This window comes from Pseudomonas sp. ABC1, from assembly GCF_013395055.1.
Classification (GTDB): domain Bacteria; phylum Pseudomonadota; class Gammaproteobacteria; order Pseudomonadales; family Pseudomonadaceae; genus Stutzerimonas.
On the sequence record NZ_CP058349.1, the window covers coordinates 1,291,604 to 1,310,057 of the forward strand.

The window sequence follows — 18,454 nt, forward strand, 5'->3', positions numbered from 1 at the left end:
CGCACCGAGAACACAGACCAGCTCCCCCGCCGCCAGCCGGGCCAGCGGTGCCGACAGGACGTCTTCTCCCTCCAGCCGCGTGACCCCGCACAAGCGCAGCAGCCAGGCACCACGCACACCGCCATCCGGCATGAAGAAATGCACGGGGCGCCGCAACGTGCCGCCAATCAGCAGCACATCGAACCAGCGCCCATCCTGCGCCAGCAGCAGCGCAGCGCCCTGCTCTGGAACGTGCCCGGCGCCCTCTTCCGACACCTGATGCCGTGCCCGTCCGAGCAGCCAGGCGCCAAAGCGCAGGAGGAACTCCGGCACCGCGCGAAACAGGTAGAACGCCAGCAGCAGGTTGAGCAACGACACCACCAGGAACAGTTGCGCAATGGACAACCCGACCACCGCCAGCAGCAGGATCGCCAGGATCGCCGAGCACACCATGAACAGCGCATTGAGAATATTGTTCGCCGCCACTACCCGCGCGCGCTGGTACTCAGGGCTGCGTGACTGGATCAGTGCATACAGCGGCACGATGTAGATACCGCCGAACAGCCCCAGGCCGAGAATATCCAGCAGGATCCAGAGCGCACCGGGCTCGGCCAGCACCGCCCAGGCGCCCAACACCTCGGAGGCCGCGCTGAAGGCACTGGCATGCCACCAGAGCAGACCGCCAAACAGGCTCAGTCCCAGCACGCCCAGCGGTACCAATCCCATCTCCACCTTGCGCGCCGACAGCCGGGCACAGAGCATCGAGCCCAGCGCAATGCCGACCGAGAACACCGTGAGGATCAGCGTCACGGCCGTTTCGTCGCCGTTGAGCACCGTCTTGGCAAAGGCCGGGATCTGCGTCAGGTAGGTCGCCCCGAGGAACCAGAACCAGGAGTTGCCGATCATCGCCCGCGACACCGAGCGATGCTGGCTGAAACCCAGGCGCAGGATTTGCCGGGTCTGGCGCAGGATATGCCAGTCCAGTTGCAGCTCCGGCAGCGGTGCGGGCGCCACGGGAATCTGCCGGCTGGAGAAATAACCGGCCAGGGCCACCGCCAGCACCGAGCATGCCACCAGCAGCGCATAGCTCTCGCTGGACATCAGCAACCCGGCCACCAGCGTACCGCCCAGGATGGCCAGGAACGTGCCCATTTCCACCAGGCCGTTGCCGCCCATCAACTCCCGCTCGCCCAGCACCTGCGGCAGGATCGAATACTTCACCGGCCCGAACAGCGCCGACTGGGTGCCCATGCAGAACAGCACCAGCAACAGGATCGGCAGATGCCCGAACCACATCGCCACGGCACCGATCGCCATGATCGCCACCTCCCAGAGCTTCAATGCACTAATCAGCCGGGATTTCTCGAAACGCTCACCGAACTGCCCGCCCAACGCCGAGAACAGGAAGAACGGCAGGATGAACAACAGGGCGCTGAGATTGACCAGCACATTGGCATCCACCGCCGAGCCGATGCGATAGAGGATCGCCAGCACCAGTGCCTGTTTGAACAGGTTATCGTTGAAGGCACCCAGCAACTGGGTCACGAACAATGGCAGGAAGCGTTTCTTGCCGAGCAGGGCGAACGACGAGGCAGGACGCATGGGATTCCTTGTACGAACGAAGGGCCAGAGGACAATACAGGGTCACGACACCCCTGAAATGTCGGTGGCGCGTAGGGTGCGCCGCGCGCACCCAGGATAGCAACGGCACTTATTCAGGTGCGCATGGCGCACCCTACAAGAATCCGACAATCGATGCGCCCCATGGATCAGGCCTCAGGCCGAGGCCTTGCCCGCCTCCAGTTGCCGACGCAATTCCGGCCATTCACGGTCGGTGATGCTGTAGAGCATCGTGTCGTCGAGACGACCGTCGGCCAGTCGCCGGTGGTTGCGCAAACGCCCTTCATGCACCGCGCCCAGTTTCTCCAGCGCCTTCTGCGAGCGCAGGTTGCTGGCGGCGGTCTTCAATTGCAGGCGTACCAGCTTCCACTGTTCGAAGGCATGGCGCAGCAGCAGGTACTTGATCGAGGCATTCAGGCCCGTGCCATGCTCTGCCTGGTCGATCCAGGTCCAACCCAGCTCGGCGGCGGGCAGGACGGGGATAAAGTCGGCGAAGCGTGTCGTACCGATGACCCGTTCGGCCAGGCGAATGGTGAACACCACTGCCAGGCCCTCACGCTGGGCGGCCAGGGCCTGGCGGTACCAGTCGGGCCGCAAGGGACCGTCGAGAAAGGCCAGGGCCTCGCGATTGAGGTCAGCCAGGGCGACCAATACGGGAATATCCGCTTCGACCATCGGGTCGAGGCGTAACGCACCACGCTGCAGGACGAGCGGGCTGGGCATGAACATCCTGATCTCCTGATCCATGAACGGCGGCGCTTTCGAAAAAAGTGACAGAATGCCCCGGAGCGCCGTCCCAGAGGCTCGCAGGTGGCCTGGAAAGCGCCCATGCGACCATGGTCGCAACCGTCACATTTGCGTCGGGTTTGCTGCGAAACTCGCCCCCTGATCATACACTGCAAGCCACCGCCCCAGCGGGTGTCGGGGCTATTCACCTGGAGTCCGCATGACGCTGTCCGGTGGGTTGATCGCTCTGGTCGCCCTCATCTACATGGCCATTCTGTTCGCCATCGCCTTCTATGGCGACCGCAACCAGGCCCCCATGCCGCCACGCATCCGTGCCTGGATCTACAGCCTCTCGCTCGCGGTGTACTGCACCAGTTGGACCTTCTTCGGCGCGGTCGGCCAGGCCGCCGAGCAGCTCTGGTCATTCCTGCCGATCTACCTCGGACCGATCCTGCTGCTGCTGTTCGCACCCCAGGTGATCCAGAAGATGATCCTGATCAGCAAGCAGGAGAACATCACTTCGATCGCCGACTTCATCGCCGCCCGCTACGGCAAGTCGCAGACCCTCGCGGTGGTGGTGACACTGATCTGCCTGGTCGGCGTGTTGCCCTACATCGCGCTGCAACTCAAAGGCATCGTGCTCGGCGTCAACCTGCTGATCGGCAACAACTCAGACACCATGCCGGACGGCGCCAGCGACACCGCGCTGATCGTCTCCATCGCCCTGGCGCTGTTCACCATCCTGTTCGGCACGCGCAACCTGGACGTCACCGAACACCACCGAGGCATGGTGCTGGCCATCGCCTTCGAGTCGCTGGTCAAGCTGCTGGCATTCCTTGCCGTCGGCGCCTTCATCACCTTTGGCCTGTTCAACGGTTTCGGCGATCTGTTCAACCAGGCCTACGCCAACCCGGCGCTGAGCGAATACTGGGTGTCGACCGTCAATTGGCCATCGATGCTGGTACAGACCACCGTGGCGATGATGGCCATCGTCTGCCTGCCCCGGCAGTTCCACGTGGCGGTGGTAGAAAACATCGACCCGCGCGACTTCCGCCTGGCGCGCTGGGTCTTCCCACTCTACTTGGTGCTGGCAGCGATCTTCGTCATCCCTATCGCCCTGGCCGGGCAGATGCTGCTGCCCGCTGGCGTCAGCCCGGACACCTTCGTCATCAGCCTGCCGCTGGCCGAGGCGCACCCGGCGCTGGCCATGCTGGCGTTCATCGGCGGCGCCTCGGCGGCCACCGGCATGGTCATTGTCGCCAGCGTGGCATTGTCGACCATGGTCTCCAACGACATGCTGCTGCCCTGGCTGCTGCGGCGCAAAGAGGCCGAACAACCCTTCGAAGCCTTCCGCCACTGGATGCTGTCGGTACGCCGGGTCAGCATCATCGCCATTCTGCTGCTGGCCTACGTCAGCTACCGCCTGCTCGGCTCCTCCGCCAGCCTGGCGACCATCGGCCAGATCGCCTTCGCCGCACTGACCCAGCTCGCGCCGGCCATGGTCGGCGCGCTGTACTGGAAGCAGGCCAACCGCCGTGGCGTGTTTGCCGGCCTGACCGCTGGCGGGCTGATCTGGATCTACACCCTGGTGCTGCCGCTGCTCGGCTGGCCGCTGGAGATGTTCCCCGGCCTGGTCTGGATGCACAGCAACCCGCTGGGCTTCGAGATCAGTGCGCTGACACTGGGCGTCATCCTGTCCCTGACCGGTAACTTCACCCTGTTCTTCTGGGTCTCCATCCTCAGCCAGACCCGCGTCGCCGAGCACTGGCAGGCCAGCCGCTTCATCGGCCAGGAACTGACTTCGCCCAACAGCAACCGCCGCCTGCTCGCGGTGCAAGTGGAAGACCTGCTTCTGCTGGCCTCGCGCTTCGTCGGCGCCGAACGCGCCGAGCAGAGCTTCCAGCGCTTCGCCCGCCGCCATGGCCATGAATTCTCGCCACGCCAGCAGGCCGACGGCCAGTGGATCGCCCACACCGAACGGCTGCTGGCCGGGGTGCTGGGGGCGTCCTCGACCCGCGCCGTGGTCAAGGCCGCCCTGGAAGGCCGCGACATGCAGGTCGAGGACGTGGTGCGCATCGTCGGCGAAGCCTCCGAGGTGCTGCAGTTCAACCGAGCCCTGCTGCAAGGCGCGATCGAGAACATCACCCAGGGCATCAGCGTGGTCGACCAGTCCCTGCGCCTGGTGGCCTGGAATCACCGCTACCTGGAAATGTTCGAATACCCCGAAGGCATGATCTACATCGGCCGGCCGATCTCCGACGTCATCCGCTACAACGCCGAACGCGGCCTGTGCGGCCCCGGCGACCCGGACACCCATGTCGCCAAGCGCCTGTACTGGATGCGCCAGGGCCGCGCCCACACCTCCGAGCGGGTCTTCCCCAATGGCCGAGCGGTGGAACTGATCGGCAACCCCATGCCGGGCGGCGGCTTCGTCATGAGTTTCAGCGACATCACCGCCTTCCGCGAAACCGAGCAGGCGCTCAAGGATGCCAACGAGGGGCTGGAGCAGCGTGTCAGCGAACGGACCCAGGAACTGTCGCAACTGAACAAGGCACTGATCGAAGCCAAGAGCACGGCGGAAGCGGCCAACCAGTCCAAGACGCGTTTCCTGGCGGCGGTCAGCCACGACCTGATGCAGCCGCTGAACGCCGCCCGGCTGTTCTCGGCGGCCCTTTCCCACCAACAGGAAGCACTGCCTGCCGAAGCCCAGCAACTGGTCCGGCACATGGACAGCGCGCTGCGCTCGGCGGAAGACCTGATCACCGACCTGCTGGACATCTCGCGCCTGGAAAACCGCCGGATCACCCCGGACCGCAACCCCTTCGCGCTGGCATCCCTGTTCAATACCCTGGGCGCCGAATTCACTGCGCTGGCCCAGGAGCAGGGCATCAGCTTCCGCGTACGCGGCAGCAACCTGCGGGTGGACAGCGACATACGCCTGCTGCGGCGCGTCCTGCAGAACTTCCTGACCAACGCCTTCCGCTATGCCAACGGCGAGGTGCTGCTCGGCGTGCGCCGTCGTGGCAAGACCCTGCGCCTGGAAGTCTGGGACCGTGGCCCGGGCATTCCCGAGGACAAGCTGCTGGTCATCTTCGAGGAATTCAAACGCCTGGACAGCCACCAGACGCGGGCGGAAAAAGGCCTCGGCCTCGGCCTGGCCATCGCCGACGGGCTGTGCCGCGTCCTCGAACACCCGCTGGAAGTGCATTCCTGGGTCGGCAAGGGCAGCGTGTTCAGCGTCACCGTGCCCATCGCCGAAGGGCTCATGCCAGCCACACAGCAACGCCTCCCGAGCGAAGCCCGGCAGACACCGCTGACCGGCGCCCAGGTGCTGTGCATCGACAACGAGGACAGCATCCTCATCGGCATGCAGAGCCTGCTGTCGCGCTGGGGTTGCCAGGTCTGGACCGCGCGCAATCGCGAAGAATGCGAGCAACTGCTGGCGCAGGGCATCCAGCCGCAACTGGTGCTGGTGGACTACCACCTGAACGCCGGCGACACCGGGCCGAACCTGATGGCCTGGCTGCGCACCTGCATTGGCCAGCCCGTACCGGGCGTGGTCATCAGTGCCGACGGGCGTCGGGAACTGATCGCACAGGTGCATGCCGCAGGGCTGGACTTCCTGCCCAAGCCGGTCAAGCCGGCCGGCCTGCGCGCCCTGATGAGCCGCCACCTGCCCCTGAAATAACCAGAAAGGCGGCATCAGCCGCCGCGTACAGCCAGACAACAAGGATCGACCATGCCCGAGGCCCTGCAAATCCTCATCAACTTCGCCAGTGCCCTGGCCGCCGGCCTGCTGATCGGTGCCGAACGCGGCTGGCAGGAGCGCAACGAGAACGACAGTCACCTGGCTGCGGGCATACGCACCTTCGGCCTGACCGGCCTGCTGGGCGGCTTCGCCATGCTGCTCGCGGAGCAATTCGGCATCGTCGCCTGGGCGGTGATCTTCCTCGGCTTCGCCGCACTGGTGCTGACCTCCTATGTCGGCGACCTGATACAACGCCAGTCGCTGGGCATGACCAGCGAGGTGGCCTTGCTGATCACCTTCCTGCTCGGCAGCCTGGCGGTGGCTGAACAACCCGCACTGGCCGCCGCCGGCGCAGTGGCCGTGGCCCTGCTGCTGAGCCTCAAGCGCGCCATGCACAGCGCGCTGCTGCGCCTCAACGAAGAGGAACTGATCGGCGCCCTGAAGCTGCTGTTCATATCCCTGGTGCTGCTGCCGGCCCTGCCCAACCAGGGCTACGGCCCCTGGGACGTGTTCAACCCTTACGTCGTCTGGTGGCTGGTGGTGCTGATCGCCGGCATCGGCTTCGCCGCCTATGTGGCAATCCGGCTGCTCGGCACCCGCCATGGCCTGCTGTTCACCGCCGTGGTCGGCAGCATCGTCTCCTCCACCGCGATGACCGTCACCCTCTCGCGCCTGCGTGGCAATCGCAGTCTGCATGCCATGCTCGCCTGTGGCCTGCTGGCCACCTCGGCGGTGATGTTCCCACGGGTGCTGCTGGAGGTCGGGCTGGTCAACCGGGCATTGCTGGCCCCTCTGCTGGCGCCGCTGCTGGTCACCACTCTGGTCTATGGCCTCGGGGCGCTGATCTTCTACCGACTGGCCGGCAAGGAGCCTGAAGAAGGCGGCGAGCCGCCGCTGAAGAACCCCTTCGAACTGGTGCCCGCCCTGCGCTTCGCCGCCCTGCTGGTGTTCATCCTGTTCCTGGTCGAAGCGGGCCGCCACTGGATGGGCGACTCGGGTGTCTACCTGGTGTCACTGCTGTCGGGCCTGGCCGATGTCGATGCCATCACCCTGTCCCTGGCGCGCAGTGCACAGGCCGGACTGGACCATCAGGTCGCGGTGCAGGCGATCTTCCTCGCCACCCTCAGCAACAGCCTGGTGAAGGCCGGACTGATTGCCCTGATCGGCGGGCGCGCACTGGCCCTGCGCACCCTGCCAGTGATCGTCGCCGGCCTCGCGGCGGGCGCGGTGACGCTGCTGGCGCTCTGACAAACGCAGGGTGCGCCACGCGCACCGACTTCCGCGACAGGTGCGCAGCCGCACCCTACGGTATGGAGCGGTGGATCACGATTCGCCTCGCTCCAGCCACTCACCCGGTAACCGCTTGCTGGCGCGGGCGCCCAAGTGGCGCAGTTGCTCGGCCCGGTTCACCAGATTGCCACGGCCCTCGGCGAGCTTGCCGCGCGCGGCCTGGTAGGCCTTGTCCAGTTGCTGCAAGCGATTACCGACTTCGTCCAGGTCCTGGATAAAGGCGCTGAACTTGTCGTACAGGGCGCCAGCCTTCTCGGCGATCTCGCGGGCATTCTGGTTCTGCCGCTCCTGGCGCCAGAGGTTCTCGATCACCCGCAGCGTCGCCAGCAGCGTGGTCGGGCTGACGATGACGATATTGCCGGCGTAGGCCTCCTGCACCAGTGTCGGCTCGGCTTGCAGGGCTGCGGCGAACGCCGACTCCACGGGCACGAACAGCAGCACGAAATCCAGGCTCTGCAGGCCCTCGAGCTGCTGGTAATCCTTGAACGACAGCCCCTTGAGGTGGTTGCGCAGCGACAGCACATGCTGCTTGAGCGCTGCCGCGCGCTGGGTATCGTCCTCGGCCTGGATAAAGGCCTGGTAGGCATTCAGGCTGACCTTGGCATCCACCACCACCTGCCGCTCGCCCGGCAGGCTGATCAGCACGTCCGGCTGGAAACGCTCGCCGGAAGGGCTGCGGAAGCTGACCTGGGTCTGGTACTCGCGGTCCTTCATCAGCCCGGCCTGCTCCAGCACCCGCTCCAGCACCAGTTCACCCCAGTTGCCCTGGGTCTTCTGCCCCTTGAGTGCGCGAGTCAGGTTGGTCGCCTCGTCGCCCAGACGCTGGTTGAGTTGCTGCAAGCGCTGGATTTCTCCGGCCAGGGAAAAACGCTCGCGCGCCTCGCTCTGGTAGCTCTCCTCGACCCGCTTCTCGAAGGACTGTATCCGCTCCTTCAACGGCTCCAGCAACTGCCCGAGGCGCTCGTTGCTGGTGTCCGCGAAGCGCTGCTCACGCTCGTCGAAAATACGTCCGGCCAGCTCGGCGAACTGCGCCCGCAGTTCGTCACGGGCATTCTGCAAATCCTCCAGGCGTTGCTGGTGCGCCGCCTTCTGCTCACGCAGTTCGCTGCCCTGGGCGGCGAACTGCGCACTCAGCGAACGCAACTCTTCGCGCAAGCCATCCCGCTCGCCCTGCAGGTCGGACAGCGCTTCACGCTGCTCCTGCGCCTGCCCTTGCAGCCAGCCATTCTCCCGGCGCAGTGCCGATAGTTCGGCCTGTTGCGCGGACTTCACCTCGTTGCCATCGGCCAGGGCCAGGCGGCTACTCTCCAACTCCTCGCGCGCGACCTGCTGCGCCAACTCCGCCTGCGCCTGCCGCTCCCGCGCCAGCAGCAGTTCGCCACGACGCGCCAACAACCGTTGCTGCATGAACAGAAGCCCAACCGCCAGCAACAGGACAAGCCCCGCCAGCGACCAGACGAGCATGGGTTCGGAAAAAACGGGCATGGGCAACTCCGGTGGGAATGCGCGGCAGTATAGCGATTGCAGTGAAGTGCCGAGAGTCGCGTTTCGGTTCACGCCCCTTGTCTCTATACCTATATAGATATAAATTCAACGCCTGCGGGGAACATGGAGCGCTCCCATGATGAAAACGCTGTACTGGATAGGCAGTAGTAGAAAAGAGCTTGGAAAGATGCCCGAGGATGTACAAGACGTATTCGGTTACGCCCTGCATCTGGCTCAGGAAGGCAGCAAGCACCCTCAAGCGAAACCCCTTAAAGGGTTTTCTGGCGCGGGTGTTCTGGAGGTTGTCGAAGACTTCGCAGGCGATACCTATCGGGCGGTTTACACCGTCAGATTCGCCAAGGTGGTCTATGCCCTCCATTGCTTCCAGAAAAAGTCGAACAAAGGAATCGAGACGCCACAGCACGACATCGAACTGATCAAGGCACGACTGATCGCTGCAGCAACGCATGCCAATGGAGTAGAGAAATGACGGATATCGAAGAAAGCAGTGGCAATCCCTATGCCGATATTGGCCAAACCAATGCCAGTGAAATGCAGGTCAAGGCAAGGCTGGCCACGAAGATCGGCGAAATCATCAAATCGCGGCGCCTGACCCAGCTACAGGCGGCAGAAATACTGGGACTCCCACAGCCCAAGGTTTCCGACATGCTACGCGGGAAATTCAGGGGGATCAGCGAAGCCAAGATGATCGATTGCCTGTCCCGTCTGGGGCGCGATGTGCAAATTCTGATCAAGACAGCGCCCCGCTCACGGAAAGAAGGACGGGTGGAAGTGATTTTCGCCTGAGCCACCGGCCTGCGCACAATGGCTACAGACTCAGAGCGCCACGACCACCAACACCAGCACTTCAAGCAACTCCAGCAGCGCACCGGCGGTATCCCCCGTGGTGCCGCCCAGCCGCTGCAACAACTGGCGCCTCAGGCCAGCAAATACCAACAGCGCCACCAGCAACGCCAGCCAGAAACCCGCCAACAACACGACCACCCCCACCAATGCCAGCACCACACAGGCAGCACGGCGCGGCAGGTGTTCGGCCATGGCCTCGCCAAGGCCGCCACGGCGTACATAGGGCGTGGTCAGGAACAGCGCCAGCAGGCTGCTGCGCCCCAGCAGCAGCACCAGTACCAGCGCCAGGCCCGCTCCCTGCTCCAGCAGGGCAGCGAGCGCGGCGAACTTGAGCAACAGCACCAGCAACAGCACCACGATGGCAACCGGGCCGCTGCGCGGGTCTTTCATGATCTCCAGGGTGCGCTCGCGTTCGCCGAAGCCGCCCAGCCAGGCATCGGCGCTGTCGGCCAGGCCATCCAGGTGCAAAAAGCCACTCAGACCGATCCACAGGGTCAACAGCAGGGCTGCCTGCAATAGCAGCGGCGCACCCGCCAGGGCCAGGCTGGCCAACCACAACAGCGAGCCCAACAACACACCGACCAGCGGAAAATACAGCAGCGAACGCCCCATCTGCTCGGGCGCGGGCATACCGGGCAGGCGTACCGGCAGGCTGGTCAGGAATTGCAGTGCGATCAGCAGGGGCTGCATCGTTCCTCCAGCACCAACTCGTCGTTCTCCAGGCTGACTTCCAGCGCGAACAGCCCGGCATGCCCGACCTCAACCTGCAACAGGTGCTGCCGTGGCAGGCCACGGGCCTGCGCCAGCAGCAGGCGCATCACGCCACCGTGGGTGACCAGCAGCAGGTGCTGTCCGGCATACTGCCGCGCCAGCGCCCGGACACCCTCGATCACCCGCGCCTGGAACGCCAGCAACGGCTCGCCACCTGGCGGTGTGAAGCCATATGGGTCGTCCCAGAAGCGCCCCAGTGCCTCGCTCTGGCCATCCATCAGTTCGGCCGCCGTGCGCCCTTCCCAATCGCCGAAATCCAGTTCGCGCAGATCGGTCGCCAACTCCAGCGGCAAGGCACGCTGGTCGGCCAGGTGCATGGCGAAGTCGGCGCAGCGGCGCAACGGCGAACTGACGACCCGCTGCCAGCCGCCCACACCGGCGACCGTCGTATGCAACTGTGCCCAGCCGGTCTCACTCAAGGCATCGTCGATGCGGCCACGAAAGCCACCGCCTTGCAGGGTTTCGCCATGGCGCAGCAGGTCGAGGCGCAGCGTCATGCCGGGCGGTCCGAGACCGCCGCTTCGGCGAAGGTGGCCATTTCCCCGTGCAGGGCACAGGCCTGACGCAGCAGCGGCACGGCCAGGGCGGCACCACTGCCTTCACCGAGGCGTAGGCCAAGGTCGAGCAAGGGCTCGCCTGCCAGTGCCTGCAAGACCGCACGGTGCCCCGGCTCGGCGGAACGGTGGGCGAACAGCAGCCAGTCACGACAGTCCGGATTCAGGCGCACCGCACACAACGCCGCCGCCGTGCAGATGAAGCCGTCCACCAGCGCCGGGATACCGGCCTGGGCGCAGGCCAGGTAAGCACCGCACAGCGCCGCCACTTCGAAGCCCCCCAGGCGCCGCAGGATGTCCAGAGGTTCGGACACCGCATGCAGCGCCAGCGCTTGCTCGATGACTTCGCGCTTGTGGCGTACACCCTGGTCGTCCAGCCCGGTGCCGGGACCAACCAGCTCTGCCGGAGAAGCCTCCAGCAGAGCGCAGGCCAACGCCGCGGCCACCGTGGTATTGCCGATGCCCATTTCCGCGCCGATGAACAATTGCGCTCCAGACTCGATCCCACGCAGCACCGAGTCGCGCCCGGCGGCCAGGGCAGCCTCGCATTGGGCTGGAGTCATGGCAGCGGTCCTGGCCAGGTTGGCAGTGCCCGCCCCCAGGTTCAGGTGACGCACGCCCTCCAGCGCCAATGACTGCACGGTGCCCAGGTCGATCACCTCCAGCGGCGCACCGAGGTGGCGCGCCAGCACGCTGAGGGCCGCGCCGCCGCGCACGAAATTGCGCAGCATCTCGCCGGTCACCGACTGCGGATAGGCCGACACACCCTCCTCGACCACACCGTGGTCACCGGCGAAGACGCTGATCGCCAGCCGCTCCAGGCTGGGTTTCTCGCGCCCCTGCATGGCCGCCAGTTCGACCGCCAGCACCTCCAGCCGCCCCAGGGCGCCATACGGCTTGGTCAGTTGTCGCTGGCGCGCCAGCGCCTGTTGCCGCGCCGCATCATCCAGCGCCTTGCAGGGCTGCTCGTACCAATCACTCATAACGCATCCCCCTTGAGAACCAATGGCAAGCCGGCGACCGTGAGCACCACACGTTGCGCGCGCTCGGCCAACGCCTGATGCAGCCAACCGGCCTCGTCCACATAGCGGCGGGTCAACTCGCCCAGCGGCACGACACCCATGCCGGTTTCATTGCTGACCAGCAGGATACGCCCCGGCGCCGACGCCAACCCGTGCAGCAGCGCCTCGCGCTCTTCTGCGAGGCGAGCGGGGTCGTCCAGCATCAGCAGGTTGGTCAGCCACAGCGTCAGGCAATCGACCAGCAGACAGCGCCCTTCGTCGGCCTCGCGGGCCAGTACCTGCGCCAACTGCACAGGCTCTTCGACTAGCCCCCAGTGCGCTGGGCGGCGGGCACGGTGATGGGCGATGCGCGCATCCATTTCGCCATCCAGCGCCTGGCTGGTGGCGACATAGACCACGTCCAGGCCGCTCTCGTCCGCCAGCCGCTCGGCCAACCGGCTCTTGCCGGAACGGGCGCCGCCGAGAATCAGTTCGATCATGAGCTCAATCCACAGAGTTGACGGAGCCGGGCCGTGTCCAGGTGCTGTTCGACCTGGTCGGCCAGGCGTTCGATATCGCGCTCGCGCAGTGCCTGGTAATCCACCTTCCGCACCTGCGCCAGCCCGGCCCAGCGCAGCAACGCCGCGCAGGCTTCGGGATGTTCGAACAGGCCGTGCAGGTAGGTGCCGAGAACCTGCCCATCGGCACTGATGGCACCATCGCTGCGGCCATCGTCCAGGCGTACCGCGGCATGCGCCAGGGCCGGCCCGGTGCTGACACCGGCATGGATTTCATAGCCGCTGACCTCGGCATCCTCCAGGCACAGGCGCCCACGCACGTTGCGCAGTTGCTTGTGCGCCTCCAGTCGGGTGGAGAACGCCAGCAGGCCCAGGCCAGGGCTTTGCCCTGCCGGCCCTTCCAGCCCGAGCGGGTCTTGCAGGCACTCGCCAAGCATCTGCAAACCGCCACAGATGCCCAGCAGACGTCCGCCATAGCGCAGGTGACGCTGGATGGCCGCTTCCCAACCCTGCTGCCGCAGCCAGTCGAGGTCGGCGCGCACGCTCTTGGAACCCGGCAGGATGATCAGGTCCGCCGCTGGCAGCGGCTCGCCAGCGGCAACGAAACGCAGGTCGACCTGCGGATGCAGGCGCAGCGGATCGAGGTCGGTGTGGTTGCTGATGCGCGGCAGCACCGGTACCACCACCCGCAGGCAGTCATCGGCCTTGGCCGATTGCCGCAGGTCGATGGCGTCCTCCGCTTCCAGGTGGAAATCCTTCAGGTAGGGCAGCACGCCCAGCACCGGTTTGCCGGTGCGCTGTTCGAGCCAGTCCAGCCCCGGCTGCAGCAGGGCGATATCACCACGAAAACGATTGATAACGAAGCCCTGTACCCGCTCGCGCTCACTGGGCGACAGCAGTTCCAGGGTGCCGACCAGATGAGCGAACACCCCGCCCCGGTCGATGTCGGCGATCAGGATCACCGGGCAGTCCACCGCCTCGGCAAAGCCCATGTTGGCGATATCGTTGGCGCGCAGGTTGATTTCCGCCGGCGAGCCGGCGCCCTCGACCATGACCACCGCGTAGGCCTCGGTCAGCCGCTGGTGTGACGCCAGCACCGCCTGGCGCGCCTGCGGCTTGTAGTCGTGGTAGGTGGTGGCGTTCATATTGCCGATGGCGCGGCCATGGATGATGACCTGGGCGCCAGTGTCGCTGTTGGGCTTGAGCAGCACCGGATTCATGTCGGTATGCGCCGGCAGGCCACAGGCCTGGGCCTGTACCGCCTGGGCACGCCCGATCTCGCCGCCGTCGACCGTCACCGCGCTGTTGAGCGCCATGTTCTGTGGCTTGAAGGGCGCTACCTCGACGCCCTGGCGACGCAGCCAGCGGCAGAGGGCAGTGACCAGGGTGCTCTTGCCGGCATCGGAGGTGGTGCCCTGCACCATCAGGGTGGTCATGCCGCACGCTCCCGCTCGGCCAGTACCCGCTCCAGGCGCTGCCAGCCGTCTTCGTTCGCCGGCAGGCCGAAGCGCAAGCTGGAGGTATGGACGAACAACCGCACCAGGATGGCGCGGCCGGCCAGGTATTCGTAGAGGCCCTCGGCCTCCTCGCTCACCACCCACTGGAACAGTGCACAACCACCGGCCGGCCGTAGCCCATTGCGCTCCAGCAGGGCCGCCAGGCGTTCGCCGGCGTGCAGCAGGTATTCACGCTGCCGCGCCTGTCCGGCCTGGTCGGCCAGCATCGCACTGGCCAGCCAGCGGGTCGGCCCACTGACGGTCCACGGCCCCAGCGATTCCGCCAGGACCGACAGCAAACGCGTGCTTGCCAGCACGAAGCCCAGGCGCGCCCCGGCCAGGCCGAAGAACTTGCCGAACGAACGCAGCACGATCAGCCCCGGTCGCTGGCTGTAGGCCGCCAGGCTGGCCTCTGGGGTGCAGTCGACGAAGGCCTCGTCCACCACCAGCCAGCCGCCCCGCTCGGCCAGGCGCGCATGCAAGTCCAGCAACTGCTCGACCGGCAAGCGCCGGCCGGTCGGGTTGTTGGGGTTGACCACCACCAGCACGTCCAACCCTTCCAGGGCGCGGTGCACACTGCCCTCGCTGATCTCCAGCACCCGATGCCCTTCGCGGCGCCAGGCCTCGGCGTGCTCGGCATAACAGGGCGACAGCACCCCGACCCGGGCATCGCGACGCAAGCGTGGCAGGGCCTGGATCGCCATCTGCGAACCGGCCACCGGCAGCACCGCGTCGGCGCCGTAGTAACGGCAGGCCAGCGTCTCCAGTTCATCATCCGGCTCAGGCAGGCGGCTCCAGGCGTCATCGGGCAAGGCTGGCAGCGGCAGGTGTCGGGGCGCAATGCCCGTCGACAGGTCCAGCCAGTCCTCCAGGGCAATGCCATAGCGCTGGGCGGCAGCGCGCAGGCGCCCTCCATGTTCAAGCATAGATCCAGCCTCCCAGCAGCACGACCAGCAGCCACAACCCCAAAGCCGCCCAGACCAGATCCAGCGCCCGCTCGATATCCCGCGCCTGTGGCGGTGGCCCTTCGCCCAGCGCCGGGCGCTGATGCGCCTGGCCGTGGTAAATCGCCGAACCACCCAGCCCAACCGACAGCGCGCCAGCACCGCTGGCCATGACCGGCCCGGCATTCGGGCTGTCCCATTGCGGCGCCTGCTGGCGCCAGCAGCGCAGTGCCAGCCGGGTATTGCCGAGCAGCGCATAACTGAGGGCGACCAGGCGTGCCGGCAGGTAGTTGAGCAGGTCGTCGATACGCGCCGCCGCCCAGCCAAAGCGCTCGAAACGCGCGTTGCGATAGCCCCACATGGCATCCAGGGTATTGCTCAGGCGATAGAGCACGACACCCGGCGCCCCCGCCACGATGAACCAGAACAGCGCGGCGAAGACCGCATCGCTACCATTCTCCAGCACGGTTTCCGTGGCGGCGCGGGCCACGCCCTGCTCGTCCAGCTCACGGGTATCGCGACTGACCACTCGCCCGACGCACCAGCGCGCCTGCGCCAGATCGCCCTGGCGCAGGGCGGCGATCACCGGCAACAGGTGTTCGCTCAGGCTGCGCAACCCCAGGGCCAGGTACAGCGCCAGCACCTCGACCAGCCAGCCGACGCCCGGCAGGCTCGCCAGCAGCCAGGCCAGCAGCGTCAGCGGCAACACCGCCAGGCACCAGGCCGTGACGCCATGGCTGCGCCAACCGCGTCCGGCCACATTGAAATGACGTTCCAGTGCATCGGCCCAGCGTCCGAACAGCACCAGCGGGTGCATGCGCCGGGGCTCGCCCAGCACGATGTCCAGCGCGACGCCGGCTACACAGGTCAGCGCCAGGCTCATTCCTCGCCCCCCGCCGTGCCCCAGCCATCCTCGGACAGCAGCTCCGCCAATGGTCGTGGCTGACGCCAGCCCTCCAGCGCCAGCATCGGTGCCGGGTAGAACGCGTCCACCGGCCCGAGGCAGATGATCGCCACCGGCTTGGCACCGGCGGGCACCTGCAACAGGTCGGCCAGTGCCTGCGGCTCGAACAGCGACACCCAGCCCAGGCCCAGCCCCTCGGCCCGTGCCGCCAGCCAGAGGTTCTGGATCGCACAGGAGAGCGAGGCCAGGTCCATCTCCGGCAGGGTCCGGCGCCCGAACACATGCGCTTCGCGGCCATCCATCAGGCAAGCCACCAGCAGTTCGGCACAGTCGCGGATACCTTCGACCTTGAGTTGCATGAACTCATCGGAGCGCTCCCCCAGCGCCTCGGCGGTCGCCTGCCGCTCCTGCTCCACCAACTCATGGATGGCCAGGCGCAGTTCGGGGCGACGGATGCGAATGAACCGCCAGGGCTGCATCAGACCGACACTCGGCGCCTGGTGCGCAGCCTCCAGCAGCCGCGCCAGCAGCTCGGGAGCGACCTCGCCTCCGGAGAAATGGCGCATGTCGCGTCGCTCGGCGATGGCCCGGTAGACACCGGCACGTTGTTCTTCGGGGAATGCGTACTGGGTCATGGACGCAACAACTCCGCGGCCGCCACCGGGTTGGACGGCAGGTAGAAATGGATGTAGGAGGCTGTCAGGCGCCCAAGGCGATAGACCGGCTCACAGGTGCCGCGCCCGTTCGGGCACTCGCCCCGGGCCAGAGGCTCCAGGGGGCTGTTCAACGCGGAATGATGGAAGGTATGCCCGCGCAGCTGCCCTTCGGGCAAGTCCACGGATTGCAGGGCCAGCGCCGCCAGGCGCTTCTGCATACGCGCCTCGCCCGGCAGCAGGCCGAGTAATGAACGCCGCTCGCCATCCAGGTCGACCAGACCGTCGAGCAGGTAAAGCATGCCACCGCATTCGGCCAGAATGGGCTTGCCCGCCTGATGGTGCGCCTGGATCGCTTCGGCCATACCCCGGTTCTCGTGCAGGCGTTGCAGCGACAGTTCCGGGTAACCGCCAGGCAGGTACAGGCTGTCGATTTCCGGCAGCCCGTCGTCGGCCAGCGGCGAGAAAAACACCAGCTCAGCCCCCAGCTCGCGCAGCAGGTCGAGATTGGCCTGGTAGATGAAGGCAAAACAGAGGTCACGCGCCACGCCGATACGCACACCAGCCAATGGCGTACCACAGCGATCCGGCTCGCTGCGGACGAACTCGACGCTCGGCGGCAGAGGCAACTCGGCGCTTTCGCCCAAGGCCTGGGCCGCACGTTCGAGGCGCACATCCAGATCGCCCAGTTCGGCGGCCTGCAACAGCCCCAGGTGGCGAGATGGCAATTCGATCCCCTGCTCCCGCGACAGGGCGCCATACCAGTGGATGTTCTCCGGCAGGCTGTCGCGCAGCAGACGCGCATGCCCGGCGCTGCCGACCCGATTGGCCAACACCCCGGAGAAAGGCAATCCGGGCTGGAAAGTCGCCAGCCCATGGGCCATGGCTGCGAAGGTCTGCGCCATGCCGGACGCATCGATCACCGCCATCACGGCAATGCCGAAGCAACGCGCCAGGTCGGCAGCGCAGGGCTTGCCGTCGAACAACCCCATGACGCCTTCCACCAGGATCAGATCGGCCTCTTGTGCAGCCTGCCAGAGCAGTTGCCGGCAGCCCTCCTCGCCGACCATCCACAAGTCCAACTGGTACACCGGCTGGCCGCTGGCGTGGGCGAGAATCGTCGGATCGAGGAAGTCGGGGCCGCACTTGAACACGCGCACCCGCAACCCGCTGTTGCGGTAGGCGCGGGCCAGGGCCGCGGTCACGGTGGTCTTGCCCTGCCCCGAAGAGGGCGCGGCGATCAACAGCGCCGGACAGCCGGCGCGTTCAGGAATGGCCGGTGAAGTCACGGAAGCGTCGTGGCCCGCTGCTGCGTACGCATGAAGGCGGCGACGCCGATGTGCATGATCGCGACGAGCGCCACGTACAGGGCCAGGTTGGACAGGTAGCGCGGGTAGTAGATGCCCATGCGCTCGATGAAACCGGCCAGGGTCGGCTCGTCGTAGCGGCCGGAGAAGAAGTAGAAGCCACCACTGGAAATCAGGTGCGCGACGAAAGCCGCCACCACCAGCGTGCCGGCCAGTGCCAACGCCAGCAACGCCGGGCTGCGCCAGGACGGCCGGGCACGTGCGGCGAACAGCCGGCCAGCGAACCACAGGCAGCCATAGGCGAGCAGGAGCATCCAGTACACCGGCGACAGGCACCAGTCACTGATAGTCCCCGTGGCCAGCGAGACGAAGTCGAGCAAGGTCGCTTCGGCGAAGAACAGTACGAAGGCCCAGCGCGGGCGCAGGTACACCCCGGCCAGGAAGAAGATCGCCCAGGAAGCGCTGGGCAGGTTGTCCACGCTGGCGAAATGCTGCCCACGGGTGATGGCCATCAGCACCACCAGCCCAAGGCCGACCAGAACCTGCGAACGCGCAGAAAGACTATGCATGGGCTCTCCCCCTCACTGTGCC

Annotated in this window: 16 protein-coding genes and 1 pseudogene; 4 read left to right on the plus strand and 13 right to left on the minus strand. The window is 66.3% G+C overall.

Annotated features, from left to right (window positions below):
• Positions 1-9 precede the first annotated feature (9 nt).
• A pseudogene (locus HW090_RS05660) lies at positions 10-1,581 on the minus strand (MFS transporter); the annotation flags it as partial.
• Between the two features lie 174 nt (positions 1,582-1,755).
• Positions 1,756-2,328, minus strand: coding sequence for a GNAT family N-acetyltransferase (locus HW090_RS05665; protein WP_179112562.1), 573 nt, complete (start codon positions 2,326-2,328; stop codon positions 1,756-1,758).
• 217 nt (positions 2,329-2,545) lie between these two features.
• Between HW090_RS05665 and HW090_RS05670 the strand changes: the two genes are divergently transcribed.
• Both HW090_RS05670 and HW090_RS05675 read left to right on the plus strand, forming a co-directional pair.
• Positions 2,546-6,013, plus strand: a complete 3,468-nt coding sequence (locus tag HW090_RS05670) for a PAS domain-containing hybrid sensor histidine kinase/response regulator (protein WP_179112563.1) — start codon at positions 2,546-2,548, stop codon at positions 6,011-6,013.
• A gap of 51 nt (positions 6,014-6,064) precedes the next feature.
• The gene (locus tag HW090_RS05675; RefSeq protein WP_179112564.1) at positions 6,065-7,321 is read left to right on the plus strand and encodes an MgtC/SapB family protein; all 1,257 of its coding nucleotides are present in this window, start codon (positions 6,065-6,067) and stop codon (positions 7,319-7,321) included.
• A gap of 75 nt (positions 7,322-7,396) precedes the next feature.
• Here the strand turns inward: HW090_RS05675 and rmuC are convergent, their stop codons facing one another.
• Positions 7,397-8,770, minus strand: a complete 1,374-nt coding sequence (rmuC, locus tag HW090_RS05680; protein ID WP_373416384.1) for a DNA recombination protein RmuC — start codon at positions 8,768-8,770, stop codon at positions 7,397-7,399.
• Between the two features lie 265 nt (positions 8,771-9,035).
• On the opposite strand from rmuC, the gene HW090_RS05685 reads away from it, so the two are divergent.
• Positions 9,036-9,338: a type II toxin-antitoxin system RelE/ParE family toxin gene (locus HW090_RS05685; RefSeq protein ID WP_218673572.1), complete on the plus strand. Its 303-nt coding sequence runs from the start codon at positions 9,036-9,038 to the stop codon at positions 9,336-9,338.
• Complete coding sequence (locus HW090_RS05690) at positions 9,335-9,655, plus strand: helix-turn-helix domain-containing protein (RefSeq protein WP_179112567.1); 321 nt, start codon at positions 9,335-9,337, stop codon at positions 9,653-9,655. Before HW090_RS05685 ends, HW090_RS05690 begins: the two co-directional genes overlap by 4 nt.
• 30 nt (positions 9,656-9,685) lie before the next feature.
• Here HW090_RS05690 and HW090_RS05695 read toward each other — a convergent pair whose 3' ends face one another.
• The 10 genes from HW090_RS05695 to HW090_RS05740 are packed head-to-tail and all read right to left on the minus strand — an operon-like array spanning position 9,686 to position 18,432.
• The gene (locus tag HW090_RS05695) at positions 9,686-10,405 is read right to left on the minus strand and encodes an adenosylcobinamide-GDP ribazoletransferase (RefSeq protein ID WP_179112568.1); all 720 of its coding nucleotides are present in this window, start codon (positions 10,403-10,405) and stop codon (positions 9,686-9,688) included.
• Positions 10,390-10,983 (minus strand): histidine phosphatase family protein, encoded by a 594-nt coding sequence (locus tag HW090_RS05700; RefSeq protein WP_179112569.1) that lies wholly within the window; start codon positions 10,981-10,983, stop codon positions 10,390-10,392. Before HW090_RS05700 ends, HW090_RS05695 begins: the two co-directional genes overlap by 16 nt.
• Positions 10,980-12,023 (minus strand): nicotinate-nucleotide--dimethylbenzimidazole phosphoribosyltransferase, encoded by a 1,044-nt coding sequence (gene cobT / locus HW090_RS05705; RefSeq protein WP_179112570.1) that lies wholly within the window; start codon positions 12,021-12,023, stop codon positions 10,980-10,982. Before cobT ends, HW090_RS05700 begins: the two co-directional genes overlap by 4 nt.
• Positions 12,020-12,541 (minus strand): bifunctional adenosylcobinamide kinase/adenosylcobinamide-phosphate guanylyltransferase, encoded by a 522-nt coding sequence (gene cobU, locus HW090_RS05710; protein WP_179112571.1) that lies wholly within the window; start codon positions 12,539-12,541, stop codon positions 12,020-12,022. Before cobU ends, cobT begins: the two co-directional genes overlap by 4 nt.
• Positions 12,538-13,995 carry a cobyric acid synthase gene (locus HW090_RS05715; RefSeq protein WP_179112572.1) on the minus strand — a complete coding sequence of 486 codons (1,458 nt, stop codon included), beginning with the start codon at positions 13,993-13,995 and terminating at the stop codon, positions 12,538-12,540. The genes cobU and HW090_RS05715 overlap by 4 nt, the downstream gene beginning before the upstream one ends.
• Positions 13,992-14,981 (minus strand): threonine-phosphate decarboxylase CobD, encoded by a 990-nt coding sequence (cobD, locus tag HW090_RS05720; RefSeq protein WP_179112573.1) that lies wholly within the window; start codon positions 14,979-14,981, stop codon positions 13,992-13,994. Before cobD ends, HW090_RS05715 begins: the two co-directional genes overlap by 4 nt.
• Positions 14,974-15,882, minus strand: coding sequence for an adenosylcobinamide-phosphate synthase CbiB (gene cbiB / locus HW090_RS05725; protein ID WP_179112574.1), 909 nt, complete (start codon positions 15,880-15,882; stop codon positions 14,974-14,976). The genes cobD and cbiB overlap by 8 nt, the downstream gene beginning before the upstream one ends.
• Positions 15,879-16,538: a 5,6-dimethylbenzimidazole synthase gene (bluB, locus tag HW090_RS05730; RefSeq protein ID WP_179112575.1), complete on the minus strand. Its 660-nt coding sequence runs from the start codon at positions 16,536-16,538 to the stop codon at positions 15,879-15,881. Before bluB ends, cbiB begins: the two co-directional genes overlap by 4 nt.
• A complete protein-coding gene (locus tag HW090_RS05735; protein WP_256930753.1) occupies positions 16,535-17,845 on the minus strand; it encodes a cobyrinate a,c-diamide synthase in 1,311 nt (436 codons plus the stop codon). Before HW090_RS05735 ends, bluB begins: the two co-directional genes overlap by 4 nt.
• Positions 17,842-18,432 (minus strand): hypothetical protein, encoded by a 591-nt coding sequence (locus HW090_RS05740; RefSeq protein ID WP_179112576.1) that lies wholly within the window; start codon positions 18,430-18,432, stop codon positions 17,842-17,844. Before HW090_RS05740 ends, HW090_RS05735 begins: the two co-directional genes overlap by 4 nt.
• Between the last annotated feature and the right edge of the window lie 22 nt (positions 18,433-18,454).